Source organism: Leucobacter rhizosphaerae (genome assembly GCF_022919175.1).
Lineage (GTDB): Bacteria > Actinomycetota > Actinomycetes > Actinomycetales > Microbacteriaceae > Leucobacter > Leucobacter rhizosphaerae.
Window position 1 is genome coordinate 484,881 of sequence record NZ_CP095043.1, and the last position, 24,347, is coordinate 509,227.

Here is a 24,347-nt window from a genome sequence, read left to right on the forward strand (position 1 = left end):
CGGCACAATCAGAGCGATCCCGCGGCCGGGGACTGTAGAATAACGTGGCGCACTTCCTGCGATCGAACCTGAAGTCCTGAGTACAGAACCCGGAGAACCCCTGCATGGCATCCTCGAATGACATCAAGAACGGCACCGTCATCAAAGAGAGCGGTCAGCTCTGGAGCGTGATCGAGTTCCAGCATGTCAAGCCGGGCAAGGGCGGCGCCTTCGTGCGTACCAAGCAGAAGAACGTCGTGTCGGGCAAGATCATCGACAAGACCTACAACGCCGGCGCGAAGATCGAGACCGCGAACGTGGATCGCCGCGATTTCCAGTACCTGTACCAGGACGGCGCCGACTTCGTCTTCATGGATCAGACCGACTACGACCAGATCACGGTCTCCGGCACCGTGGTGGGCGACGCCGCGAAGTACATGCTCGAGAGCCTGCAGGTGCAGATCGCCCTGCACGAGGGCGAGCCGCTGTACCTGGAGCTCCCCGCGTCCGTCGTGCTCGAGGTCACCTACACCGAGCCCGGCCTGCAGGGCGACCGCTCGACCGGCGGCACCAAGCCCGCGACGGTCGAGACCGGCGCCGAGATCCAGGTCCCGCTGTTCCTCGAGACCGGCACCCGCGTCAAGGTGGACACCCGCACGGGCGACTACCTCGGCCGCGTCAACGACTAGTCCGCGGAGTGTCAGCACGCACCAAGGCCCGGAAGCGGGCCCTCGACCTGCTCTTCCAGGCCGATGTCCGAGGCGAGTCGATCACGACCGTCGTGAACGCCGAGGCGAAGCGGGCGGCAGCGGAGCCCGACCGCGCCGCCTCCTGGCTGTACGCCCGCGAGATCGTCGACGGGGTCACGGATCACCGGGACGAGATCGACGAACTGATCTCGAGCTACGCTCAGGCGTGGACGCTCGAGCGCATGCCCCATATCGATCGGGCGCTCCTGCGGCTCGCCGCCTGGGAGATCCTGCACAACCCGGAGGTCCCGGCGGCCGTGGCCATCGACGAGGCGGTGGAACTCGCGAAGGAGTACTCGACCGACGACTCGGGGCGGTTCGTCAACGGTGTGCTCGGCCGCATCGCGGAGCACGCTCAGGCCTAGCCGGGCGGGCCGGCCGCCGCACGCGGGACCCCCGTCCGTGCGGTAGGCTGGCGGAGTACTAGCTTTTCTTTAACTTCCGTCCCGTGAGGCGGAGAAGGGAGGCTCGGAAAGATGGACACGCGGACCGTGCTCGAAGGAGCCGAGATCTCGCGGGCACTGACCCGAATCTCGCACGAAATCATCGAGGCCAATAAGGGCGTCGACGGCCTGGTACTGGTCGGGATCCCGACCCGGGGCAGCCACCTCGCTCGGCGGATCGCCGACATCATCTCGCGCATCGAGCAGGCGGAGGTGCCCGTGGGCAGCCTCGACGTCACGATGTATCGCGACGACCTCGCGCAGCACCCCACGCGTGCACCGCGGCCGACGGAGATGCCGGTCTCCGGCATCGACGGCGCCACGGTCGTGCTCGTCGACGACGTGCTCTACTCGGGCCGCACCGTGCGCGCCGCGCTCGACGCGCTCAACGACCACGGCCGACCCACCGTGGTCCGGCTCGCGGCGCTCATCGACCGCGGGCACCGGGAACTGCCCATTCGCGCCGACTACATCGGCAAGAACCTGCCGAGCGCGAAGCACGAGCGGATCTCGGTCCGGCTGTCGGAGATCGACGGCGAAGACGCGGTGACGATCTCATGAGGCACCTGCTCGACACGCGCACCCTGTCGCGCGACGACGCGATCCTCGTGCTGGACACGGCCGAGGACATGGCCGCCACGCAGCAGCGCGAGGTCAAGAAGCTCCCGACGCTCCGCGGCAAGACGGTCGTGAACCTCTTCTACGAGGACTCGACCCGCACGCGGATCTCGTTCGAGGCGGCCGCGAAGCGCCTCTCCGCCGACGTCATCAACTTCAGTGCCAAGGGCTCGTCGGTGTCGAAGGGCGAGTCGCTGAAGGACACCGCGCAGACTCTGCAGGCGATCGGCGCCGACGGGGTCGTGATCCGGCACCCTGCATCCGGTGCTCCGGCGCGCCTCGCCTCGAGTGGCTGGATCGACGCCGGTGTCCTCAACGCGGGCGACGGCACGCACGAACACCCCACCCAGGCCTTGCTCGACGCCTTCACGATGCGGCGACGACTCTTCGGCGCCGACAGCCGCGGTCGGGATCTCGACGGGGTCTCCGTCGTGATCGTGGGCGATATCGCCCACTCGCGCGTCGCCCGGTCCAACCTGTGGTTGCTCAACGTGCTCGGCGCGCGAGTCAGCTTCGTCGCGCCCGAGACCCTGCTGCCCTACGGCACGCGCGACTGGCCCGTGACGATCCACCACTCGCTCGACGACGCGATCCGGCTCGAGGCCCCCGACGTCGTCATGATGCTCCGCATCCAGAGCGAGCGCATGCACGCCGCGTTCTTCCCGAACGAGCGCGAGTACGCGCGCAACTGGGGGCTCGACGACCGCCGGGTCGGCGGACTCGCCGACCGCGCCATCATCATGCACCCCGGACCGATGAACCGAGGCCTCGAGATCTCGTCCGGCGCGGCGGACTCGCCCCGCTCGACCGTGCTCGAGCAGGTCGCGAACGGCGTCTCCGTACGCATGGCCGCTCTGTACCTACTGCTGTCCGGCGAACGAGGAGAGTCCGCATGAGCCACGAGACCATCACCGACGCGACCCGCCCGGCGGGCCTGCTGCTCCGCGGGGTGCGCGTGGCGGCGGACCTCACCGAGCGCGGCGCCGATCACCGCAGCGCCGACACGATCGATCTGCGCGTCGCCGATGGTCGCATCGTCGAGCGCGGCACCGATCTGGCGCCGCAAGAGGGCGAGCGGATCATCGAGGCCGACGGCCTCGTCGCGATGACGGGCCTCGTCGATCTCCACACGCACCTGCGCGAGCCGGGCGGGGAGCAGTCCGAGACCGTGCTGACGGGCACCCGCGCCGCCGCAGCCGGCGGATTCACGAGTGTGTTCGCGATGGCCAACACCATGCCCGTCGCCGACACCGCCGGGGTCGTCGAGCAGGTGCAGGCGCTGGGCGATGCCGCGGGCTACGCGAGCGTGCGCCCGATCGGCGCGGTGACCGAGGATCTCGCGGGGGAGCGCCTGAGCGAGATCGGCGCCATGGCGCAGTCCCGGGCGCAGGTGCGCGTCTTCTCCGACGACGGCAAGTGCGTGCACGACCCGATGCTCATGCGGCGTGCCCTCGAGTACGTGAAGACGTTCGACGGGGTCATCGCGCAGCACGCGCAGGATCCGCGGCTCACCGAGGGTGCGCAAATGAACGAGGGCGCGCTGTCGAGCGAGCTCGGCTTGAAGGGCTGGCCGGCGGTGGCCGAGGAGTCGATCATCGCCCGCGACGTGCTGCTCGCCGAGCACGTGGGCGCCAGGCTCCACATCTGCCACCTCTCGACAGCCGGTTCGGTCGAGGTCATCCGGTGGGCGAAGGCTCGCGGCGTGCTGGTCACGGCCGAGGTCACCCCGCACCACCTGATCCTCACCGAGGAGCTCGTGCGGAGCTACGACGCGCGCTACAAGGTGAATCCGCCGCTCCGTCGCGACGCCGACGTGCGGGCGCTCCGCCAGGCCGTCGCCGACGGACTCATCGACATCGTCGCGACCGACCACGCACCGCACCCGGTGGAGGCGAAGGAGTGCGAGTGGGACGCCGCCGCCTTCGGTATGGTCGGCCTCGAATCGGCACTCCCGATCGCGCTGCTCACCCTGGTCCACGAGGGGCACGCGAGCTGGGCGGAGCTCGAGACGCTGCTCTCGCAGCGGCCAGCGACGATCGGCGGGCTCGACACGCACCCCGCCGCGCTCGAGGCCGGCGAGATCGCCGACATCGTGCTCGTCGATCCCAGTGGCTCGAGCACCTTCTCGGTGGACCACCTGCGTGGCATGAGCGTGAATTCGCCGTACCTCGGCATGGAGCTCCCGGGTCGGGTCGCCTACACGATCCGCCGCGGCGCCCTGACCCTCGATGACGGAGTGCTCGTGGATCCGGAGACCGTCGCGGCCGCAGCGCGCGCCACGGCGGATCTCGGACGCCCCCAGGCGGAGGCCACCGCATGAGCCGGACCGGCTTCGCCATTCTGATGGCGGCGATCGTCGTGCTCGTGCTCGGGGGCATGTGGATCGCGTGGCGCGCTCGAGCCCGCCGTGACGGGGGCCTCGCGGGAGCTTCGCTGATGCCCACGGGTGAGATCGTCGCGGTGTTCCCGCGTGCCAGCTACGTCTCCACGACGCCCGTCGGCTCCCCGTTCGAGCGCATCGCGATCCCGGGCCTGCGCTACAAGGGATTCGCGGAGGTCACCGTGCGACGCGGCGGCGTGACCATCGCGGTGACGGGGGAGCCCCCCGTGCACCTCTCCGTCGACCAGCTCACCGGCACCGCGACCGCGGGCGGCCGGATCGGCAAGGTCGTCGAGCAGGACGGCCTCTCGCTGCTGCAGTGGCGTCCCGAACCCCAGACCCCCGCCGCTGCGGGATCCGCACCGGCACCGCGAACGCTCGAGTCGAGCTTCCGGTTCGCCGCGCCCCCGGAGCAGCAAGCGTTCGCAGACGCGATCGCCACCATTGTGACGACTGACCAGACCGACACCACCCAGGAGGATGCGTGACCACCACAACGACCGAAGTGACGGTACCCCCGACCACTGCCGTGCCCACGGGCGCCGCGGTGCTCGTGCTCGAGGACGGGTCCCGATACACCGGTCGCGCCTACGGGGCGACCGGGCAGACGCTGGGCGAGGTCGTCTTCTCGACCGGTATGACCGGGTACCAGGAGACGCTCACCGATCCCTCGTACGCCGGGCAGATCGTGCTCATGACGGCGCCGCACATCGGCAACACCGGAGCGAACGACACCGACATGGAGTCCCGCAAGATCTGGGTCGCCGGGTTCATCGTGCGCGATCCCGCGCGTCGCGTCTCCAACTTCCGGGCGGAGCGCTCGCTCGACGAGGACCTCGTCGCCGACGGCGTCGTGGGGATCAGCGGCGTCGACACCCGCGCGATCACCCGCCACATCCGCTCGGCCGGCGCCATGCGCGCGGGCGTCTTCTCCGGCGACGCGCTCGCGCTCTCCGAGGACGCGCAGCTCGCACTCGTGCAGGAGCAGCCCAGCATGGCCGGCAAGAACCTCTCCGCAGAGGTCACCACGGCCGAGCGCTACGACGTGCCAGCCTCGGGCGAGGTCTCGCGCATCGGCACGATCGCGGTGCTCGACCTCGGCATCAAGCGGGCGACGGTCCAGTACCTCTCGGAGCACGGTTTCGACGTCGTGGTGCTGCCCGCGACGACCACCGCCGACGAGGTGCGCGCCATCGCCCCCGACGCGCTCTTCTACTCGAACGGTCCCGGCGATCCCGCAGCCTCCGAGCAGCAGGTCGCGCTGCTGCAGGAGATGCTCCGAGACGGTGTGCCGTACTTCGGGATCTGCTTCGGCAACCAGCTGCTCGGGCGGGCGCTCGGCTTCGGCACCTACAAGCTGCCCTTCGGCCACCGCGGGATCAACCAGCCGGTGCTCGACAAGCGCACCGGACGGGTCGAGATCACCGCCCAGAACCACGGCTTCGCCGTCGACGCCCCGATCGAGGGCGAGCTCGACTCGCCGGCCGGCTTCGGGCGGGTGCAGGTCAGCCACTACAGCCTGAACGACCAGGTGGTGGAGGGGCTCGAGTGCCTCGACATCCCCGCGTTCTCGGTGCAGTACCACCCCGAGGCGGCGGCCGGGCCGCACGACGCCTTCTACTTGTTCAACCGATTCCGTGAGCTGGTTCAGCACCGCTCCTCCCGCACCACCGGCGGGAACGAGGAGACCCACTAATGCCCAAGCGTTCAGACATCAATTCAGTCCTCGTCATCGGCTCCGGTCCGATCGTCATCGGTCAGGCCTGCGAGTTCGATTACTCCGGCACCCAGGCGTGCCGCGTGCTCCGCGAGGAGGGCGTGCGCGTCATCCTCGTGAACTCGAACCCGGCGACCATCATGACCGATCCCGACTTCGCGGATGCGACGTACGTCGAGCCGATCACCCCCGCGGTGATCGAGCGCATCATCCAGAAGGAGCAGCCGGACGCGATCCTGCCGACCCTCGGCGGCCAGACGGCGCTCAACGCGGCCATCGCGCTGCACGACCAGGGGATCCTCGAGAAGTACGGCGTCGAGCTGATCGGCGCGAAGGTCGAGGCGATCCAGCGCGGTGAGGACCGCCAGATCTTCAAGGAGCTGGTGCTCGAGTCGGGTGCCGACGTCGCCCGGTCGCACATCGCGCACACGATCGAGGAGGCCAAGGAGTTCGCGAAGGACCTCGGCTACCCGCTCGTCGTCCGCCCGTCCTTCACCATGGGCGGTCTCGGCTCGGGCTTCGCCTACACCGAGGAGGAGCTCGTCCGCATCGCCGGCGACGGCCTCCACTACAGCCCGACGACGGAGGTGCTGCTCGAGGAGTCGATCCTCGGGTGGAAGGAGTACGAGCTCGAGCTCATGCGCGACACCTCCGACAACACGGTCGTCGTCTGCTCGATCGAGAACGTCGACGCGGTGGGCGTGCACACGGGTGACTCGATCACGGTCGCACCCGCCCTGACCCTCACCGACCGCGAGTACCAGAAGCTGCGCGACATCGGCATCGACATCATCCGCCGGGTGGGCGTCGACACCGGTGGTTGCAACATCCAGTACGCGATCGATCCGAAGACGGGCCGCGTCATCGTCATCGAGATGAACCCGCGCGTGTCGCGGTCGTCGGCCCTCGCGTCGAAGGCCACCGGCTTCCCGATCGCGAAGATCGCGGCGAAGCTCGCGCTGGGCTACCGTCTCGACGAGATCCCGAACGACATCACCCAGAAGACCCCCGCGAGCTTCGAGCCCTCGATCGACTACGTCGTGGTGAAGGCCCCGCGGTTCGCCTTCGAGAAGTTCCCGGCCGCCGACGACACGCTCACGACCACCATGAAGTCGGTGGGCGAGGCGATGGCGATCGGCCGCAACTTCACGACGGCGCTGCAGAAGTCGCTGCGGTCGCTCGAGAAGCGCGGCTCGTCGTTCCATTGGAACGCGGTGCCGGAGGCCGAGCGGGCGCAGCGGGTCGAGGATCTCCTCGGCACCATCGGCCGCCCGACCGACGGCCGCATCGTGGACGTGCAGCAGGCGCTCCGTCTCGGTGCGACGATCGAGCAGGTCTACGCCGCAACGGCGATCGATCCCTGGTTCCTCGACCAGATCCAGCTCATCAACGAGGTCGCCGAAACGGTGCGGCAGGCTCCGCAGCTCACCCGCGAGGTGCTCCTCGAGGCGAAGGATCACGGTTTCTCCGACGTGCAGATCGCGGGGATCCGCGGCACCTCCGAGTCCGAGATCCGCGGCCTGCGCCACGGCCTCGGTCTGCGGCCGGTGTTCAAGACCGTCGACACCTGCGCGGGCGAGTTCCCCGCGCTCACGCCGTACCACTACTCCTCGTACGACCAGGAGACCGAGGTCGCCCCGTCCGACCGGCAGAAGATCGTCATCCTCGGTTCGGGCCCGAACCGCATCGGCCAGGGCGTCGAGTTCGACTACTCGTGCGTGCACGCGTCGTTCGCGCTCTCCGACGCGGGCTACGAGACGATCATGATCAACTGCAACCCCGAGACGGTCTCGACCGACTACGACACCTCGGACCGCCTGTACTTCGAGCCGCTCACGCTCGAGGACGTGCTCGAGGTCATCCACGCCGAGCAGGCGTCGGGCACGCTGCTGGGCGTCGTCGTCCAGCTCGGCGGGCAGACGGCGCTCGGGCTGGCGCAGCCGCTCAAGGACGCCGGGATCCCGATCCTCGGCACGACCCCCGAGGCGATCGACCTGGCTGAGGAGCGCGGCGCGTTCTCGCGGATTCTGGAGCAGGCCGGGCTCACCGCGCCCCGCAACGGCACCGCGATCGACAAGGAGGGTGCGATCCGCATCGCCGAGGAGATCGGCTACCCGGTGCTCGTGCGCCCGTCGTTCGTGCTCGGCGGCCGCGGCATGGAGATCGTGTACGACACGACCGCCCTGCACGGCTACTTCGAGCGCATCGCCGGCCACGCGCTGGTCGGCCCCGGCCACCCGCTGCTCGTGGACCGGTTCCTCGACGACGCGATCGAGATCGACGTCGACGCGCTCTACGACGGCGAGCAGCTCTACGTCGGCGGCGTGATGGAGCACATCGAGGAGGCCGGTGTGCACTCGGGTGACTCCAGCTGCACCCTGCCGCCCGTCACGCTCGGACACGACCAGATCGCGCGGGTGCGCGAGGCGACGCTCGGCATCGCGTCCGGCCTCGGTGTCCGCGGCCTGCTGAACGTGCAGTTCGCGATCGCGCAGGGGGTCCTCTACGTGCTCGAGGCGAACCCGCGTGCGTCGCGCACCGTGCCGTTCGTGTCGAAGGCGCTCGGGATCCCGCTCGCGAAGGCGGCCTCGCGCATCATGGCGGGGGAGTCGATCGCGCAGCTCATCGAGGCCGGGCTGCTGCCCGAGCGCGATGGATCCCGCGCCCCGATCGATGCCCCGATCGCCGTCAAGGAGGCCGTGCTGCCCTTCAAACGCTTCCGCACCCACGAGGGGCTCGTCGTCGACTCGCTGCTCGGGCCGGAGATGCGCTCGACCGGCGAGGTCATGGGCATGGACCGCGACTTCCCGACCGCGTTCGCGAAGAGTCAGTCCGCTGCGGGCAGCGAGCTGCCGACGTCGGGCACCGTGTTCCTCTCCGTGGCGGATCGCGACAAGCGCGCCATCGTGCTGCCGGCGCTCCGACTCCAGGAGCTCGGCTACCGGATCCTCGCGACGCAGGGCACGCAGGTCGTGCTCGCGCGCAACGGGATCCGCTCGGAGACCGTCCGCAAGCACTCGAAGCACAGCGAGGGGGAGACGATCGTCGACCTCATCAACGGCGGGTCGGTCGACATGATCATCAACACCCCGTCGGGGAGCGATGCGCGTGCGGACGGCTACGAGATTCGCGCCGCGGCCGTTGCGGCTGACAAGCCGATCTTCACGACGGTGTCGGAGCTCTCGGCCGCGGTGGGCGCCATCTCCGCGCAGAGCGCCGGCTTCGACGTGAAGTCGCTGCAGGAGTACGAGCTCGATCGTGTGGCGGCGCGGGCGGCGGAGAGCGCGTAACCATGACGTCGTTCTCGAATCGCCTCGGCGCCGCACTCGCGGCGAAGCGCCACCTGTGCGTGGGGATCGATCCGCACGCACCGCTGCTCGCGGACTGGGGGCTGACGGACGATGCCGCCGGCGCCGAGCGGATGGGTCGCGACGTGATCGCGGCCGCCGCCGGCGTCGCGGCGTGCGTCAAGCCCCAGATCGCGTTCTTCGAGCGATTCGGCTCGGCGGGCTACGTGGCGCTCGAGCGGGTGCTCGCCGACGCGCGCGCGGCGGGGGTGCTCGTGATCGCGGACGTGAAGCGGGGGGACATCGGGTCGAGCTTCGCGGCGTACGCCGACGCCTGGCTCACCCCGGGATCCCCGCTCGAGGCGGACGCGATGACCGTCACGGCGTATCAGGGCTTCGGGAGCTTGAGCGGCGCCTTCGGGCACGTTCGCGACCACGGCAAGGGGCTGTTCGTGCTCGCGGCGACCTCGAACCCCGAAGCTCGGGAGGTGCAGCAATCGCGTCGTGCGGACGGCCGCACCGTGGCTCAGGCCATGGTCGACGACGCGCTCGCTTTCGACGCGCCTCTGGACACGCACGTCAATTCGGTCGGGGTCGTGCTCGGCGCCACGCTCACGCTGGCCGACTTCGGGATCGACGTCACCCTGCCACCCGCGAAGCCGGCGCTGCCGGTGCTCGCCCCGGGCTTCGGCCACCAGGGCGCCCGGATCGAGGACGCGGGCCGCACCTTCGGTGGGCTCGGCTGGGCGCTGCTCGCGAACGAATCGCGCAGTGTCTTGTCGGGCGGCGCGCGGGGGCTTGCCGACCGGGTGCGCGAGCGCTCGGATAGCATTGCCAGGGCATTGACACCCGAGTCCGCCTAGCGGGACGGGGCTGCGGCCCCGGGCCGGGCTCGCCACACACCACGACGCAGGAGGCACCAGGATGAGCGACTCCACCACCGACGACGCGGACAGCACCGCCATGCCGGAGGTCGATCGGGTCGCCGCCAATCGCGCCGCGATCGCTGCCCGGCAGGCGCGAGCCGACCTGAAGCAGCGCCTGCGCAGCGGCGAGATCTCGCCCCTGCGGGTGCTGGAGCAGTCGCTCGTGCCGAACAGCCCGGCCGCGACCCTCCGCATCACCGACTACCTGCTGTCGTTCCCCGCCATCGGCGCGGTGAAAGCCGAGCGGGTGCGCGAACAGCTCGGGATCTCCGACCGGAAGCGTCTCGGGGGCCTCGGGCGGTTGCAGCGCGAGAAGCTCGAGACGTTCGTGCGGGATCGCCTGGGATCGGCGCCCGAGGGCGGCCGTCCGCCGCTCACCGTGCTGGCCGGACCGACGGCGGTCGGCAAGGGCACGGTGGCCGCGTACATCCGCGATCACTTCCCGGAGGTGCGGCTGTCCGTCTCCGCGACGACCCGCCGCCCGCGCCCGGGCGAGATCGAGGGGGAGCACTACTACTTCGTCGACGACGAGGGCTTCGATCGGATGCTCGCCTCCGACGAACTGCTCGAGTGGGCCACGGTGCACAACCAGAGCCGCTACGGCACTCCGCGTGGGCCGGTGGATCAGGCCGCCGAGAACGGCGACCTCGTGCTCCTGGAGATCGACTTGCAGGGCGCCCGCCAGGTGCGGGCCAGCATGCCCGAGGCGCGCCTCGTGTTCCTCGCTCCGCCGAGCTGGGACGAGCTGGTGAACCGGCTCGTGGGCCGTGGAACCGAAGACGAAGCCGAGCGCGCACGGCGTCTCGAGACCGCGAAGGTGGAGCTCGCGGCGGCCGAGGAATTCGACGAGATCATCGTCAACGACGAGGTTCCGCGGGCCGCGCTGCGGCTCGTCGAACTCATGCGGGGGTAGCGCCCCATGGATCAGCTGGTCGACGGCCTGTCCGAGGTGACGGCGCTGGATCCGAAGCAGTTCCTCGGGATCCCGCTCGCCCTCATCGGAGCGGCGCTGCTCGCGTTCGGGGCGCAGTACCAGTCCCGGGGGCTCAACAAGGTCGAGCGCATCGTCGGGGTGAGCGCGGGGTCCGGGCTGTCGCTGCGGCACGTGATGAGCCTGTTCCGGCGCCCGTCGTGGGTGGTCGGCACTGCGCTGCTCGGGCTCGCAGTCGTGTTCCAGATCGGATCGCTGTCGCTGTCGCCACTGATCATCGTGCAGCCGATCGGGGTCGTCGGGCTTGTGATCACCTCGATCCTGAACTCCCGCGTGAGTCGTGTGAAGCTCGGCCGGCGGGTGCAGACCTCGATCGGTCTCGCCGTGGCGGGAATCGTCGTCTTCGTCAGCATCGCGGCATTCACGGCCTCGGACCGCCCCGTCACCGACACGAAGCTCATCGTGATCCTCGTGACCTTCGCGGTGGTGCTCGCCGTCGCCCTGCTCCTCTTCGTGCTCCTGCGGCACCGCGGGATCGCGCTCGTCTACATCGTCGGCGCGGGCGTGCTGTACGGATTCGTGGCGACCTTCGCGAAAGCCGTCATCGGACGTTTCCAGCAGCAGGAGTTCGAGTGGCTCACCTGGACCTGCGTCGCGGCGCTCCTCATCGGTGCGCTGCTCGGGATGGTGTTCGTGCAGAACGCCTACTCGTCGGGTCCGCCAGATCTTGTGGTCGCGGGCCTCACGGTGATCGATCCGATCATCGCGGTGCTCATCGGCATCGTCGTGCTCGGTGAGGCGGCGGGAGCGCCCCTGTGGGCGGTGATCGCGTTCATCGCCTCGGGCGCGGTGGCGATCATCGGTGTGATCGGGCTGGCGAAGTTCCACCCGCAGACCGGGGCCTCGGCGCTGCGTCCCGAGGGCGGCGCGCTTGCTGCTGGTGGCGCGGCGCCTGCTGCGCCCCCTGGGACTTCTGCGTCTTCTGACCCTGCGGTGACTCCTGGGGACGACGCCCCCGCCGGATCCTGATCCCTCACCTTGATCCCAACCCCGACCCCGCGCGAGCGCGAGCGTGAGCGATATCTGGGGTGAACCCAGGAGTTCAGCCCCGAAATCGCTCACACGGCGAGCGCCGCGCCGCGAACCACAGGCGCCTCCGCAACCGCCGACGCACCCCGCGGCACCCCGCAGCGCCGCAGACCTACCGGCGGTGGCGAGCGACCAGCTCCGCGAGTTGCGCGTCGTCCATGCCGAGGTGCTGCCCGATCTCGCGGATCAGCGTGTTCCAGATCTCGCGCTTCAGCGCCTCGACGTCGTGGGCGTGCGCAAGCATCGACTCGCGGTACAGCACGATGTTGTCGGGCAGGGGAGCCGCACCGAACTGTCCGCGCTCCGAGAGCGGAACGCCGCTGTACACCGCGAGCACCTGCAGGCTGCCGTCGGCCGGCCGATCCTGCACCGTGACGCTCACGTTGTCCAGTTCACGGCCGAGTCCGTCGGGCAGCTGATCCATCTGATCGGCGACGAGCGATTCGAACTGAGCCTCGGGTACCTGGTGCATGACACCAGCATCCCACAGTGGAACCTCAAGCCACGAGATTCACGCTCCGAGATTCGAGTCGTGAGATTCGAGCCGTGAAATTCACCCGCGCCCGGGACGGAACCGCGATACGGTCGGTCCCGGGATCCAGAACCGCCACGGGGCTTCGGCGGATCCGACCACTCCGACGCGAGGTCCTCGTTCCATCGGCACCGGACCCGATGCCGGAGCAAACCCGAACGGCTCCGCGAAGAGATCCCGTCCATCGTGTTCGGCCCGAGTGAGCCCGAGCGCGGCCGCCACATTTCCCGGGCCGCTCGCGAGCAGGTGGTTCGGGATCTCCCGCTCACTGCGACGGCGGGCCTGTCGGCGGGAGCGCGCGAGGTCGACGCCATCGACCACCTCCGCCGCGCGGATCAGCACACCGGACGGCGTTCCGTCGGGGGAGCAGACCAGATTGAGCGCGTGATGCATGCCGTACGTGAAGTACACGTAGGTGTGCCCGGGCGGGCCGAACATCGCCGCGTTCCGCTCGGTCCGGCGACGACGCGCGTGCGACGCCTCGTCGAGCGGCCCCGGCGTGCCGACCCCGTGGTACGCCTCGACCTCGGTGATCCTGATCCCCACCGACCCGGCGGCGCTGTCGAGACGGAGGACCGCTCCCAGCAGATTCGGAGCCACCTCCAGCGCGTGCGGCAGAAAGAGATCTCGGGACACCCCGCCAGTATGCCAGGCTTGACACATAAGGCGATCCTTACCATCATGTGATGTGGCGCTCGGCGAGGGCGCCGCGAGTCGACCGGCTCGTGATCTCGATCTGAAGGGAGTGCCCGTGCGCACTTCACGCCTCCTCGGCCTCACCGCCGTTGCCTCCATCGCACTCGGTTTGGCCGCCTGCGCGCCGTCCGCTGAGACCGAACCGGCAGCGGGAGGCGCATCCGAGGCCGGCTACCCGATCGAGATCGAGCACGTCTACGGTACGACGACCATCGAGGCGAAGCCTGAGCGTGTGGCCACCGTCGCCTGGGCGAACCACGAGGTCCCGCTCGCGCTCGGCGTGGTCCCGGTCGGCATGAGCAAGGCGACCTGGGGCGACGACGACGACAATGGTGTGCTGCCCTGGGTCGAGGACAAGCTCGACGAGCTCGGCGCCGAGACCCCCGTGCTCTTCGACGAGACCGACGGGATCGACTTCGAGGCCGTTGCCGACACCCAGCCGGACGTCATCCTCGCCGCCTACTCCGGACTCACGGAGGACGACTACAACACTCTCTCGAAGATCGCTCCGGTCGTCGCATACCCGGAGACCCCGTGGGGCACCTCCCTCGACGACATGATCACGCTGAACTCCGAGGCGATCGGTCTCGGTGACGAGGGCGACGCGCTCATCGAGGAGCTGCACGGCGCGGTCGACGATGCGCTCGCGTCGCACGCGGAGCTGCAGGATCGGAAGATCCTCTTCGCGTTCCTGAACCCGGCCGACCTCTCCAAGATCGGCTTCTACACCGTGCACGACACCCGACCCGGCTTCCTGGCCGACCTCGGCCTGCCGCAGCCGGAGATCGTCGATGAGGAGTCGGCAGGCACGGAGGAGTTCTACGTCGAGGTGAGCTCGGAGGCGGCGGACCGCTTCGCGGACGTCGACGTGTTCGTGACCTACGGCGACGCCGAGGGCGCCGTGCTGAAGCAGATCCAGTCCGACCCGCTGCTCTCCAAGATCCCCGCGGTCGCCGAGGGCCGGATCGCGATCCTCGAGGAGTCGAGCCCGCTCGCGGCCTCGGCCAACCCGTCGCCGCTGTCGATCGACTGGGGGATCGACGACTACTTCGAGGTGCTCGCCACCGCGGCGACCGCGAAGTAGCAGGTCGATCGAACCGATTGGCGCTCGAAGCACACGCGTGACCTCCCACCCGCAACCGGCTCCGGTCGCTCCCGGCGACCGCACGCCCGGTCTCGACGAGCCGCCCCGCACCGCGCACCTGCGCCGCGGGGCGGCTCGTCGGAGCGTGTGGATCGCTGCGGGATGCGCGGTGATCCTGCTCCTCGTCGTGGCATCGGTGGTGCTCGGGGTCCGCGCCGTGTCGATCACCGACATCGGGGGTGCGCTCCAGGGCGCCTCCGATTCGATCAACGAGGCCGCCGTGGCGAAGCGCCTGCCCCGCACGGTGCTCGCGTTGCTCGTCGGCGCGGCACTCGGCGTGTCGGGAGCCGTCATGCAGGCGGTCACCCGGAACCCGCTCGCCGAGCCCGGCCTGCTCGGCGTCTCGAGCGGCGCCGCGCTGGCCGTGGTGGTCGGCATCAGCTTCTTCGGACTCACTCGCCCGCTGAGCCTCATGACGGTGGCGATCGCCGGGGCCGCCGCCGCCGCCGTGTTCGTGTACGCCGTCGGATCGCTGGGTCGAGGCGGCGCCACTCCGTTGCGGCTCGCGCTCGCCGGTGCCGCGAGTTCCGCGGCCTTCGTGTCACTGATGAGCGCCGTGATGCTGCCCCGGGTCGATCTGCTCCGCACCTTCCAGTTCTGGCGCATCGGCGGCGTCGGCGGCGCCACCTGGGAGAGCATCCTGACCGTGCTTCCGCTGCTCGTCGTCGGGATGATCGTGGCACTCGCAACCACACGATCCCTCAACTCGCTCGCGCTCGGTGACGATCTGGCCGCCGGGCTCGGTGTGCACGTGGGCCGTGCCCGGCTGATCGCCGCCGTCGGCGCCGTGATCCTGTGCGGCGCGGCCACGGCCGTCGCCGGTCCGATCGCGTTCGTGGGGCTCGTCGTCCCGCATCTCTGCCGCATGCTTTTCGGCCCGGATCACCGCTGGCTGCTGCCGAGCTCAGCGATCGCCGGTGCGGCCCTGCTCCTCGCCTCAGACGTGGTCGGTCGGATCGTCGCACGCCCGGAAGAGATCGAGGTCGGAATCGTCACGGCACTCGTGGGGGCCCCGTTCTTCATTTGGATCGTCCGCCGCCAGAAGGTGCGTGAACTGTGAACCGCCTCGGCATGAACCGCACCCAGCGCACCGACGCCGCGACGGCGATCGCCGCCGGCCGTGCGCGGCGGCAGCGTCGACGGGCGACCGCCACCGTCATCATCCTGGTGGTCACCGCACTCGTGTTCGCGGCGAGTCTGATGCTGGGTCGAACCCTGTACGAACCGGCCGAGGTCTGGGCCGTGCTCACCGGGCAGACCGTGCCGGGAGCCTCGTTTACGGTCGGCGAGTTGCGACTGCCGCGCGCCGTGCTCGGCATCCTCGCCGGGTTCGCCTTCGGGGCGTCGGGAACGACCTTCCAGACGCTGCTGCGGAACCCCCTCGCCTCGCCCGATGTGATCGGGATCTCCGCGGGGGCGGGTGCATCGGCGGTCGTCGCGATCATCGTGCTCGGGCTCAACGACACGGCTGTGTCCGTGACCGCCCTCCTCGGCGCACTCGCCACCGCCGGCATCATCACCCTGCTGTCCTATCGGAACGGGTTCGCGGGCATCCGGTTCATCCTGATCGGGATCGGGATCGCCGCGATGCTCACCAGCGTCACGTCGTACATCCTGTCCCGCGCCGCGAACTGGGACATTCAGGCGGCCATGCAGTGGCTCGCCGGCAGCCTGAACGGCGCGAGCTGGGAGCGGGTCCTCCCGCTCGCGATCGCGTGCGGGATCCTCATCCCCCTGCTCCTCCTGTGCAGCCGCGGGCTCAGCGCGCTCCGTCTCGGCGACGACGCCGCTCGAGCGCTCGGGGTGCCCGTGCACCTCACCCGCGTCACTCTGATCCTGGCCGCGGTCGCGCTGCTCGCCTTCGCGACCGCGGGAACGGGCCCGATCGCCTTCGTCGCGTTCATGGCCGGTCCGATTGCGGCGCGGCTCGTGGGTCCGGGCGGCTCGCTGCTCCTACCCGCCGGCTGCATCGGCGCCCTGCTCGTGCTCGCGTCGGACCTCGCAGGCCAGTTCCTCTTCGACGAGCGGTATCCCGTCGGCGTGATCACGGGTGTGCTCGGCGCCCCGTACCTGATCCTCCTCCTCATCCGCATGAACCGCACGGGAAGCTCGATATGACACGTGAACACCAGTTGTCGGCCGACGCCGTCACGCTGAGCTACGGAGATCGGACGATCCTCGAGCAGCTCTCGCTCGACATCGCACCGGGCCGCATCACCTCCATCGTCGGTGCCAACGGTTGCGGCAAGTCCACGCTCCTCCGTGCACTGGCCCGGCTCATGCGCCCGTCTGGCGGTCGTGTCACCCTGGACGGCGTCGCCCTGCAGGATCGGCCGTCGAAGGAGATCGCTCGGGTCCTGGGCCTCCTGCCGCAGAGTCCGATCGCACCGGAGGGCATCGCGGTGGCGGATCTCGTCGGACGCGGGCGGCACCCCCACCAGCGCGCGATGTCGCCCTGGAGCGCGCGGGACTACGCCGTCGTCGCGGAAGCCCTGGAGTCGACCGGCACGAGCGACCTGGCGGACCGGCCGGTCGACGAACTCTCCGGCGGACAGCGGCAGCGGGTCTGGATCGCGATGGCGCTTGCCCAGGAGACGGACGTGCTGCTGCTCGACGAGCCCACCACCTTCCTCGACGTGGCCCACCAGGTCGAGGTCCTCGATCTGCTGACCGACCTGAACCGGGAGCGCGGCACCACCATCGTCATGGTGCTCCATGATCTCAATCTCGCGGCCCGCTACTCGGACATGCTCGTGGCGGTCCGCGGCGGCGAGGTCAGTGCCGCCGGCGCCCCCGCCGAGGTGCTGGATCAGGCGCTCGTCCGCGATGTGTTCGGGCTCGACTGCCAGGTGATTCCGGATCCGGTCTCCGGATCCCCACTCGTTCTGCCACTCGGGAGGCACCATGTCGGATAGCGTCGCACCATTCACCGTCGTCGAGGCCCGGGTCGATGCGGTCGAACGGGTGTCCCCGAGCTTCATGCGGGTCACCTTCACGGGCCCCGGGGTCGATGGCATCGGCACGCCCGGCCAGACCTTCGACCAGCGGATCAAACTGATCTTTCCGGGGGAGAGCGGCGTGCTGCCCGACCTGGAGGGCGCGGGTGACGACTGGTACACCGCGTGGCTCGCGGTTCCGGAGGATCGCCGCGGGTCCATGCGCACCTACTCGATCCGGGATCTCACCGTCGACGGCGGTCGCACGCGCCTCGTTGTGGACTTCGTGCTGCACCTGGCCGAGGGGGCGACCGGCCCGGCCTCGCGCTGGGCGGCTGCCGCGCAGGCGGGGGATGCGCTGCTCCTCGTCGCGCCGCGACGGGACCGGCTCGACGGGGGCGGGATCGAGTTCGACACCTCGTCGACGGGCGACATCGTGCTCGCCGGCGACGAGACCGCGGCCCCCGCAATCGCGCGCATTCTCGAGGATCTGGATCCCGCGACCCGGGGGACCGCCTTCATCGAGATCCCGGAGCCCTCGGACGAACTGCACATCCAGGCACCCCGAGGTGTCTCGGTGCGCTGGCTCCCTCGTGCGGGGGGCGACGTCGGCTCACGCCTCATCCCGACGGTGCTCGAACACCTCGATGTCGCCGACACGGCCGTGGACCCCGTCGTGGAAACCGAGGACCTGCTCTGGGAGACCCCCGTCTACTCCGGCAGCGGAGAAGCCGTCTCCGTGCCCGCGGCGGCCGGTGACGCGGCAGCGACTGGCAGCGCATCGGCGACCCGCTTCTGGATCGCCGGGGAGAGCCGGGTCATCACCACCCTGCGCCGCCACCTCGTGCGCGACCTCGGGATCCCGCGCTCGAGTGTCGCCTTCATGGGCTACTGGCGCATCGGCGTCGCGATGAAGGGCTGAGCCGCACCCGCTGGAGCGAACAGGATTCGCGACGTCAGCTGGCTGCGGCTGGATCCCGGTCGATCGCCTCGATGATCGCCGTGAGCTCGTCTCGCAGCGCCATGAGCCGATCGACCGGCACGCCGAGGCGTTCGACCACCGCCGGAGGTACAGCGAGCGCGCGGTCCCGCAGCGCGCGGCCGGCCGCGGTGGTGACGAGCGCGAACGTCCGCTCATCCCCGTCGACCGGCACCCGTTCGATGAGGCCCGAGTGTTCGAGGCGCTTCACGATCGGGGAGAGGGTCGCCGGATCCATGCGAAGCATGTCCGCGAGCTCGCGGAAGCGCAACGTGCCGTCTCCCCAGAGAGCCAACATGACGAGGTACTGCGGGTGGGTGAGCCCCAACGGCTCGAGGATCGGGCGATAGACGCCGATGACGCTTCGACTGGCCACGGCCAAGGCGAAGCAGACCTGGCGGTCGAGTTCGAGTGCGTCCTCCGTGAGCTCCTCCATACGTCACAGTATAGCTCGTTAATGCACAAACGATCTGTGATACGATTTCGTTTGTGCGCGAACGAAAACGACGACTCTGGCATGAGACCCCGTGGGACGGACAGCCTGGCTTCTGGGCTGCGTGGCGCCGCTTCTTCTACCAGTTCGAGGGGACGGCACAGCTTGGCGACCCGAACGAACCGGCCTACGTGCCGCCAGCTGATCCGAAGTGCCCGGTGTGCGGGGCATCGATGGCCGACCATCGGATCGCGCGCGGCGGCCCCGGGAAGCCCACGCACCTGACCTGCCCGAAGCCGTCACCCGACGCGTGAGCCCGGTCGGGCCGCAGCAGTTCAGAGGCGCGACTCCGTGGGATCGGGCAGCTCCACCGCAGTCCCAGAGACGGTGATGCCGCCGGAACGTGGAATCTCGACGGTGAGGAGACTGGGGCGCCCGACGTGAGCGCCCTGCCGGATCTCGATCGTCGCCGGTGCCTCGACCAGGTCGAGCGCACGGAGGTAGGCACCCACCGCCGCGGCCGCAGACCCGGTCGCCGGATCCTCCGTGATCCTGCCGACCGGGAAGATGTTCCGCGCGACGAGCCCATCCGCAGCACTGCCGTGCAGGACCGTGATGGTCGCCGGCCAGCCGTGCGCGTCCATCAGGATCCGGGCGGCGTCGGGATCGAAGGCGAACGTGTCGAAGGCCCGGCGATCCGAGAGCACGAGCAGCGGGTGCACATTGCCCGCGAATGCGAGCGCGGGTGGCATGTCCGCACTGAGATCCGGTTCCGTGAGTCCGATGAGGGCGAGGAGTTCTGCGAGATCTGCAGGCGGCATGGCCTCAACCGAGGGTTCGACGCTGGTGAACGCCGCGCGAATCCTGCCCCCGATCCTCGCGGTGCGGAGGAGCACGGGCCCCACGGGAGTCCGGAATGTGAGATCGCCCGGAGCCCGAAGCCCGCGCTCGACGAGTGCGATCGCTGTCGCGATGGTCGCGTGGCCGCAGAACGGAACTTCCGCAACCGGCGAGAAGTAGCGGATCGACACCCCATCCGCGTCGGCTCCCGTGACGAACGCCGTCTCCGCGTAGTCGACAGCTGTTGCGAGGCCCTGCATCTCGAGATCTGTGAACTCGGATGCGTCGAGCACAATGCCCGCGGGGTTCCCGCCGCTCGGATCACTGGTGAACGCTGCGGATCTGATGACTGGAACCATCTGACGAGTGTACTGGAGCGGACGGCGTGCGTTCGGCGATCGTCACCCCGAATCTTCCGCGGGCTGGGCGGTACCGCAGTCACGCACGCACTACGGGTTCACCCGTTCGAGGTGATCCTGAATCGCGTGGCGGCTTCCGACGTCGAGTTTCCGCATCACACGATGCATGTGCGTCTCGACAGTCCGTACGCTCAAAACCAGCTGGTTTGCGATCTCCTGGTTCGTCAGCCCGTCGGCAGCCAGCCGCGCGACCTCATGCTCGCGGTCCGTCAATGTCACCGCGCTCACGGAGAACCGTGTGGCATCGATCGTGCCGGGGGAGTGCCGCTCAAGGATCGACAGTCGCAGCTGTTCGGCCCGCTGCACGATCTCCGGTTCATTGCGGTATTCGCCCAGAGCGGCCGCACTCTGGCATGCCTGCAGCGCAAGGCCGATGCGTCCGACGGTGTTCAGGCCGATGGCCGCGTCGAGCACTCCTGCGGCGTCCTCGTGGAGCCGCGCCTGAAAGTAATCGACCTGAACCTGGAAGGTGAGGGGTTCCTCGACCACCGACAGGTACTCCCGGATCACCCTCAACCGCTCGTCCGTCGTCTCGATCTCGACGGCACCCAGAAACCCTGAGAGCGCGGCGAACCGAGCCTGCCGGGCCCACAAGCGCTCGGAGGATTCCCAGAGCAACCGCGCACCCGTCGCCGGATCGCCGTTGAAGACCGCCAGTTGCGCGTGCGCCCAGGCGCGGGACTGACCCGGCAACGGTCCATCCGGAGTCGACAGGCGATCCAGTTCACCGATGAGCCGCTCACCGGTGGCTATTTGTCCGTTCCGGATCGCAGAAAGCGCCCCGAAGGACAGGAGGGTGAGCTGGTTGCCGGGTGGGAAGGGTGTCGGTTCCCCGGCAGCGAATATCGTCTCGATCAGCTCCTCGAGCCCGCCGGTGTTTCCCGCGAAGACGTGGCAGAGGATTGCGGCGGCGCCAAACGCGCGTACTCCGTGGAGGTCGAGAACGCCGTGCGCCTCATCGAGTCCTCGATGAAGGAGTCCGAGTGTCGATGCATAGTCCCCGGTGCCGAGGACCATCGTCGCCTGCAGCACCCGGGAGGCGGTCGAAAGCGGGCCGAGCGATTCCAGACGGTCGAGCACACGCTGGGCGTCTCTGAGACGGCCGGCGCCGGTCAGCACGAGGAGCTGGGTCTGCAGGAGTTCGATCTTCACGTCGCCCGGGAGGTCGTCGGTGACTTCGAGCGCAGCTGCGAACTGCTCGGGCAGCGTTTCAAGATTGAACTCGAGCTCCACTCTGACGGCGTCGAGGACCCGTCCGTAGATCCCGAGCCCGCGGCGAGCCCGGGACAGCGTCGCCCGCGCGGCCTCCAGATCGTGTTCCACGTACGCCTGCCATCGTGCGGCGAGTGCGTGCAGCGCCGCTTGGCTCGGAGCATCCTCGAGTCGCTCGTCGGTTTCGTCGAACACACGCCTCACGGTCGCATTCACCGTTGCAGTGAACGTGTGGCTGAGCGCCTCGATGTATCGCACCGCATGTGACGGCGACTTCACGGACTCCCACTCTGAAGCTGTCACGATACGGAGCGCCCGAGCGCGCTCGTGCAGCAACCGCACGAACAGCGCTTCACGTTCCGGTGTCACCGCTGGGCGGTACATCTGCTCGGTGAGAATGGCGGACGCGGACTGCGCCGCACCCAGGCGTTCGACGATGAGTTCGGTCAGACGAACCCGACGAGCACTCAGCGGCTCGTGCCGGAAGAACTCGACCAGCAACGGTGGAATCACCGCGATGAGCGGGGAGGTGCCGCTCGAGATGAAGGTGATCATCGCCCGTTCCTCGAGGAGCTCCAACGTGCCCCAGTCGACGAGTTTGCGCACGGTGTCGAGGGAGGCGAGGCCGGCGATCGCGATGATCTCAAGCGCGTCGCGGGCCGCCGAATCGAGGTTCTCGAGATACGCTTCGAGCACGGCTCTCAACCCAGGACTCCACAGGTCTCGCGACGCGACCCACTCGGTGCCGCGAAGTTCGAGCTGCCCCTCGCGGGATGTCGCATCCACCAGACTGACGGCGAGGCCGATGTTGCCACCGGACTTCGCGTAGATGCGACTCATCGTGCTCGATTCGATCGGCGCCTTGAGATAGTTCCCCAGCGCCTGTTCCATGTCCTCGAAGCCGAGGGGCGTCATGTCGATCACGTACGAGGGTTCGAGCGTCGACGCATCGAGTCCGGTCGGGGTGTGTCGAGCACGCAACCCTTGCAGCCGGGAGACGACGACCGCAATGCCCTCCTGGCGTCGGAGCGACTCCGCGATGCCCCAGGAAGCCTCGTCGAGGTCATCCCAGTCGTCGAGAAAGAGCACGGCGCGCTCGACATGCAGCTTGGCTTTCAGCGCCGCCGCGGTCTCGTGGAGTGCCCCGCCGGGTCGCCCCGCACCGCCGATACCTGCGAGATGCAGTGCTGCGAGCGGGTGCTGTCGCAGGGAGGCGATCCCCCTCACGGTGACGACGGTCCAATCTGCGTCGACGAGTCGATGCTCGAGCGCTCGAAGGAAGGTCGACCTTCCGCTGCCGCGACCGCCAACGATGTCCACGCTGATACCCGCTTGGACAAGATCGATCGCCCGAGCCACACTCTCCTTGCGTCCGACGAACACCGGCGCCCGCTTCCTCACGAACCCTCACTGGTGGGTGCGATTGTACTCCTCGACGCGAACCCTGGATAGACGGTCGCGTGCGAATGCAGCCGCGCCATCTTGGTTGTTCCCAGCACGTCCGCTCCAGTCCATCGATGGCATCAGAGAGATGCAGCCCCACCGCTGAAATTTGGGGAGAGCGGTGGGGCTGCTGAAGGCAATGCCTTCCACACCGGAGGACGAGTGGACTCCCAGTGCTGCCGCGCGGTTGGATGGGGTGTCAAGTACCGTGGCGAGAACGCAGAGCATCCTTTGCCACAACAACCGCGACGGCGGGTGTGTGAGATGTGTTACCGCAGGGACCCCTTCGGCATCGCATGCTCACGATATCCGCCCGCTTAGGGGACGAGCGAATACCTCAAAGGTAAGCGTCTGCGCGGACCGATCATGGGACGATGCCAGTGAATCAGTACGCTCTGCCTCCAACTCTGAGTAGCCGCCGAGGCAGACTTACGTACAACGGCCACCCTCGGACCCCGGCAGGTGCCGAAGTCAGCGCCTACGGAGGGTGGGCGGGCTCGGTGAGTTGCGCGCGCCGATCACGACGCCGGTTGCCAGGAGGAGCCGGCGCAGCACCCAGGAGCGTCGCGGTGAACCGCCGAGCTACTTGCGCGATGACTTCTGCGCGTACATGCGAGCGTCGGCCTCGTGGATCGCCGCCTGGAGGTGGGGGTCACCCGCGCGGGCGGTCGCGTAGCCGAAGGAGGCACGGATCCCGGCGTCCAGAATTGCGTGGATGAACCGCTCGAAGTGCGACTCTGCGGTGTTCGCGGCGACGCCGTTCGCGAGGATCAGGAATTCGTCGCCGCCGACCCGCGCGATTCGATGTGAGTCCGTGGCGGCACCGGCCAGCGCGTTCGCGAGCCCCACGATCTGCGCGTCTCCCGCTTGATGCCCGAGCCCGTCGTTGATCGCCTTGAGATCGTCGAGGTCGACGACGGCCACTGAGACCGGGTCGCCGAACGCGTCGATCCGCTCCTGGGCGTCATCGACCATGCGCTCCCACCCGCGGCGACTCAACAGTCCGGTGAGCGGGTCGGTGTTCGCCTCCGCCTCGGCGATCGCCGCCTGCCGGCGCTCTCGGTCGATCCCGCGCGCGAGCCTCAACTGGATGGAGAGCAGCTGACTCAGTAGGTGGACGAGCTCCTGATCGATGGCCTCGTCCGAGCCGAGCGGTTCACGGCGAGTGCCGCAGAGCACGCCGAACAGCTCGCCGCGGTCGTCGATGATCGTGTAGCCCGCGTACGATCCGACGCCGGTGGACTCACCGAGTTCGGCGTAGAGCGGATCCTTGGCCGAGTCGGGCACGATGTGCGCACCCCCGGCCACCATTTTTTTGCAGAATGTCTGATCCCAGTTCACACGATCACCCACGCCGCGTTCGCCGCCCTGCTCCACGTGCACGAACACCTGCTCATCGCTCACCACCCGGGTGACCGACCAGTCGGAGAGCGGCGTCTTCTCGTTGAGATATCGCACGACCACGTCCGCGGCCTCGGTGAAGGTCGAGGCTCCGTTGAGGCGATCCTGCACCTCTGCGTCGAGTCCGTGACCCGACGCGCCGACGGTGGCGAGAAGTTCCGAGAGTCCTGCGCTCATACGAGCGAGTCTAGCG

The 24,347-nt window shown here is 69.0% G+C and carries 22 protein-coding genes; 16 read left to right on the forward strand and 6 right to left on the reverse strand.

All coding sequences use genetic code 11. The features are described from left to right. The first annotated feature begins 104 nt into the window (after positions 1-104). The 11 genes from efp to MUN76_RS02260 all read left to right on the forward strand — a co-directional run bounded on the left by efp (position 105) and on the right by MUN76_RS02260 (position 12,059). Complete coding sequence (gene efp, locus MUN76_RS02210; RefSeq protein WP_244686760.1) at positions 105-668, forward strand: elongation factor P; 564 nt, start codon at positions 105-107, stop codon at positions 666-668. A gap of 8 nt (positions 669-676) precedes the next feature. After that, positions 677-1,093: a transcription antitermination factor NusB gene (nusB, locus tag MUN76_RS02215; protein WP_244686762.1), complete on the forward strand. Its 417-nt coding sequence runs from the start codon at positions 677-679 to the stop codon at positions 1,091-1,093. A gap of 111 nt (positions 1,094-1,204) precedes the next feature. After that, on the forward strand, positions 1,205-1,732 hold the full coding sequence (gene pyrR / locus MUN76_RS02220; RefSeq protein WP_244686763.1) for a bifunctional pyr operon transcriptional regulator/uracil phosphoribosyltransferase PyrR: 528 nt from the start codon (positions 1,205-1,207) through the stop codon (positions 1,730-1,732). Continuing rightward, positions 1,729-2,685, forward strand: coding sequence for an aspartate carbamoyltransferase catalytic subunit (locus MUN76_RS02225; RefSeq protein ID WP_244686765.1), 957 nt, complete (start codon positions 1,729-1,731; stop codon positions 2,683-2,685). Before pyrR ends, MUN76_RS02225 begins: the two co-directional genes overlap by 4 nt. Then, entirely contained in the window at positions 2,682-4,109 is a 1,428-nt protein-coding gene (locus tag MUN76_RS02230) for a dihydroorotase (protein WP_244686767.1), read from the forward strand. The genes MUN76_RS02225 and MUN76_RS02230 overlap by 4 nt, the downstream gene beginning before the upstream one ends. Next, positions 4,106-4,657: a PH-like domain-containing protein gene (locus MUN76_RS02235; protein WP_244686769.1), complete on the forward strand. Its 552-nt coding sequence runs from the start codon at positions 4,106-4,108 to the stop codon at positions 4,655-4,657. The genes MUN76_RS02230 and MUN76_RS02235 overlap by 4 nt, the downstream gene beginning before the upstream one ends. Further along, positions 4,654-5,865 (forward strand): glutamine-hydrolyzing carbamoyl-phosphate synthase small subunit, encoded by a 1,212-nt coding sequence (gene carA, locus MUN76_RS02240; protein ID WP_244686771.1) that lies wholly within the window; start codon positions 4,654-4,656, stop codon positions 5,863-5,865. Before MUN76_RS02235 ends, carA begins: the two co-directional genes overlap by 4 nt. After that, the gene (gene carB, locus MUN76_RS02245) at positions 5,865-9,176 is read left to right on the forward strand and encodes a carbamoyl-phosphate synthase large subunit (protein WP_244686772.1); all 3,312 of its coding nucleotides are present in this window, start codon (positions 5,865-5,867) and stop codon (positions 9,174-9,176) included. Before carA ends, carB begins: the two co-directional genes overlap by 1 nt. 2 nt (positions 9,177-9,178) lie before the next feature. Continuing rightward, a complete protein-coding gene (pyrF, locus tag MUN76_RS02250; RefSeq protein WP_244686774.1) occupies positions 9,179-10,036 on the forward strand; it encodes an orotidine-5'-phosphate decarboxylase in 858 nt (285 codons plus the stop codon). A gap of 61 nt (positions 10,037-10,097) precedes the next feature. Next, positions 10,098-11,012, forward strand: a complete 915-nt coding sequence (gene gmk / locus MUN76_RS02255; RefSeq protein WP_244686776.1) for a guanylate kinase — start codon at positions 10,098-10,100, stop codon at positions 11,010-11,012. A 6-nt stretch (positions 11,013-11,018) separates the two neighbouring features. After that, positions 11,019-12,059, forward strand: a complete 1,041-nt coding sequence (locus MUN76_RS02260) for a DMT family protein (RefSeq protein WP_244686778.1) — start codon at positions 11,019-11,021, stop codon at positions 12,057-12,059. A 172-nt stretch (positions 12,060-12,231) separates the two neighbouring features. On the opposite strand, the gene MUN76_RS02265 is transcribed toward MUN76_RS02260, so the two are convergent. Then, the gene (locus MUN76_RS02265; protein ID WP_244686780.1) at positions 12,232-12,591 is read right to left on the reverse strand and encodes a metallopeptidase family protein; all 360 of its coding nucleotides are present in this window, start codon (positions 12,589-12,591) and stop codon (positions 12,232-12,234) included. A gap of 81 nt (positions 12,592-12,672) precedes the next feature. After that, positions 12,673-13,287, reverse strand: a complete 615-nt coding sequence (locus MUN76_RS02270; RefSeq protein WP_244686782.1) for a DNA-3-methyladenine glycosylase — start codon at positions 13,285-13,287, stop codon at positions 12,673-12,675. 115 nt (positions 13,288-13,402) lie between these two features. Between MUN76_RS02270 and MUN76_RS02275 the strand changes: the two genes are divergently transcribed. From MUN76_RS02275 to MUN76_RS02295, 5 genes are read left to right on the forward strand one after another with little or no spacing between them, the layout of a single operon-like run. Further along, positions 13,403-14,431 carry an iron-siderophore ABC transporter substrate-binding protein gene (locus MUN76_RS02275; protein ID WP_244686784.1) on the forward strand — a complete coding sequence of 343 codons (1,029 nt, stop codon included), beginning with the start codon at positions 13,403-13,405 and terminating at the stop codon, positions 14,429-14,431. 37 nt (positions 14,432-14,468) lie between these two features. Beyond that, on the forward strand, positions 14,469-15,551 hold the full coding sequence (locus MUN76_RS02280) for a FecCD family ABC transporter permease (RefSeq protein ID WP_429953036.1): 1,083 nt from the start codon (positions 14,469-14,471) through the stop codon (positions 15,549-15,551). Positions 15,552-15,562: 11 nt separating this feature from the next. Continuing rightward, positions 15,563-16,609 carry a FecCD family ABC transporter permease gene (locus MUN76_RS02285; protein ID WP_244688625.1) on the forward strand — a complete coding sequence of 349 codons (1,047 nt, stop codon included), beginning with the start codon at positions 15,563-15,565 and terminating at the stop codon, positions 16,607-16,609. Further along, positions 16,606-17,406 (forward strand): ABC transporter ATP-binding protein, encoded by an 801-nt coding sequence (locus MUN76_RS02290; protein WP_244686785.1) that lies wholly within the window; start codon positions 16,606-16,608, stop codon positions 17,404-17,406. The genes MUN76_RS02285 and MUN76_RS02290 overlap by 4 nt, the downstream gene beginning before the upstream one ends. Beyond that, a complete protein-coding gene (locus MUN76_RS02295) occupies positions 17,396-18,349 on the forward strand; it encodes a siderophore-interacting protein (RefSeq protein ID WP_244686787.1) in 954 nt (317 codons plus the stop codon). The genes MUN76_RS02290 and MUN76_RS02295 overlap by 11 nt, the downstream gene beginning before the upstream one ends. A gap of 34 nt (positions 18,350-18,383) precedes the next feature. Here MUN76_RS02295 and MUN76_RS02300 read toward each other — a convergent pair whose 3' ends face one another. The 4 genes from MUN76_RS02300 to MUN76_RS02315 form a co-directional block, all read right to left on the reverse strand. Continuing rightward, positions 18,384-18,842, reverse strand: coding sequence for a MarR family winged helix-turn-helix transcriptional regulator (locus tag MUN76_RS02300; protein WP_244686789.1), 459 nt, complete (start codon positions 18,840-18,842; stop codon positions 18,384-18,386). Between the two features lie 332 nt (positions 18,843-19,174). Next, on the reverse strand, positions 19,175-20,038 hold the full coding sequence (locus tag MUN76_RS02305) for a PhzF family phenazine biosynthesis protein (protein ID WP_244686790.1): 864 nt from the start codon (positions 20,036-20,038) through the stop codon (positions 19,175-19,177). A 90-nt stretch (positions 20,039-20,128) separates the two neighbouring features. Continuing rightward, complete coding sequence (locus tag MUN76_RS02310; protein WP_244686792.1) at positions 20,129-22,711, reverse strand: helix-turn-helix transcriptional regulator; 2,583 nt, start codon at positions 22,709-22,711, stop codon at positions 20,129-20,131. Between the two features lie 624 nt (positions 22,712-23,335). Beyond that, on the reverse strand, positions 23,336-24,331 hold the full coding sequence (locus tag MUN76_RS02315; protein WP_244686794.1) for a GGDEF domain-containing protein: 996 nt from the start codon (positions 24,329-24,331) through the stop codon (positions 23,336-23,338). Positions 24,332-24,347 lie beyond the last annotated feature (16 nt).

What these genes read in the sequence shown, in the direction of transcription:
- efp (WP_244686760.1), top strand. Translation starts at nt 105, where the DNA reads ATGGCATCCTCGAATGACATCAAGAACGGCACCGTCATCAAAGAGAGC.
- pyrR (WP_244686763.1), top strand. Translation starts at nt 1,205, where the DNA reads ATGGACACGCGGACCGTGCTCGAAGGAGCCGAGATCTCGCGGGCACTG.
- MUN76_RS02225 (WP_244686765.1), top strand. Translation starts at nt 1,729, where the DNA reads ATGAGGCACCTGCTCGACACGCGCACCCTGTCGCGCGACGACGCGATC.
- MUN76_RS02230 (WP_244686767.1), top strand. Translation starts at nt 2,682, where the DNA reads ATGAGCCACGAGACCATCACCGACGCGACCCGCCCGGCGGGCCTGCTG.
- MUN76_RS02235 (WP_244686769.1), top strand. Translation starts at nt 4,106, where the DNA reads ATGAGCCGGACCGGCTTCGCCATTCTGATGGCGGCGATCGTCGTGCTC.
- carB (WP_244686772.1), top strand. Translation starts at nt 5,865, where the DNA reads ATGCCCAAGCGTTCAGACATCAATTCAGTCCTCGTCATCGGCTCCGGT.
- pyrF (WP_244686774.1), top strand. Translation starts at nt 9,179, where the DNA reads ATGACGTCGTTCTCGAATCGCCTCGGCGCCGCACTCGCGGCGAAGCGC.
- gmk (WP_244686776.1), top strand. Translation starts at nt 10,098, where the DNA reads ATGAGCGACTCCACCACCGACGACGCGGACAGCACCGCCATGCCGGAG.
- MUN76_RS02260 (WP_244686778.1), top strand. Translation starts at nt 11,019, where the DNA reads ATGGATCAGCTGGTCGACGGCCTGTCCGAGGTGACGGCGCTGGATCCG.
- MUN76_RS02265 (WP_244686780.1), bottom strand. Translation starts at nt 12,591, where the DNA reads ATGCACCAGGTACCCGAGGCTCAGTTCGAATCGCTCGTCGCCGATCAG.
- MUN76_RS02285 (WP_244688625.1), top strand. Translation starts at nt 15,563, where the DNA reads ATGAACCGCACCCAGCGCACCGACGCCGCGACGGCGATCGCCGCCGGC.
- MUN76_RS02290 (WP_244686785.1), top strand. Translation starts at nt 16,606, where the DNA reads ATGACACGTGAACACCAGTTGTCGGCCGACGCCGTCACGCTGAGCTAC.
- MUN76_RS02295 (WP_244686787.1), top strand. Translation starts at nt 17,396, where the DNA reads ATGTCGGATAGCGTCGCACCATTCACCGTCGTCGAGGCCCGGGTCGAT.
- MUN76_RS02300 (WP_244686789.1), bottom strand. Translation starts at nt 18,842, where the DNA reads ATGGAGGAGCTCACGGAGGACGCACTCGAACTCGACCGCCAGGTCTGC.
- MUN76_RS02305 (WP_244686790.1), bottom strand. Translation starts at nt 20,038, where the DNA reads ATGGTTCCAGTCATCAGATCCGCAGCGTTCACCAGTGATCCGAGCGGC.
- MUN76_RS02315 (WP_244686794.1), bottom strand. Translation starts at nt 24,331, where the DNA reads ATGAGCGCAGGACTCTCGGAACTTCTCGCCACCGTCGGCGCGTCGGGT.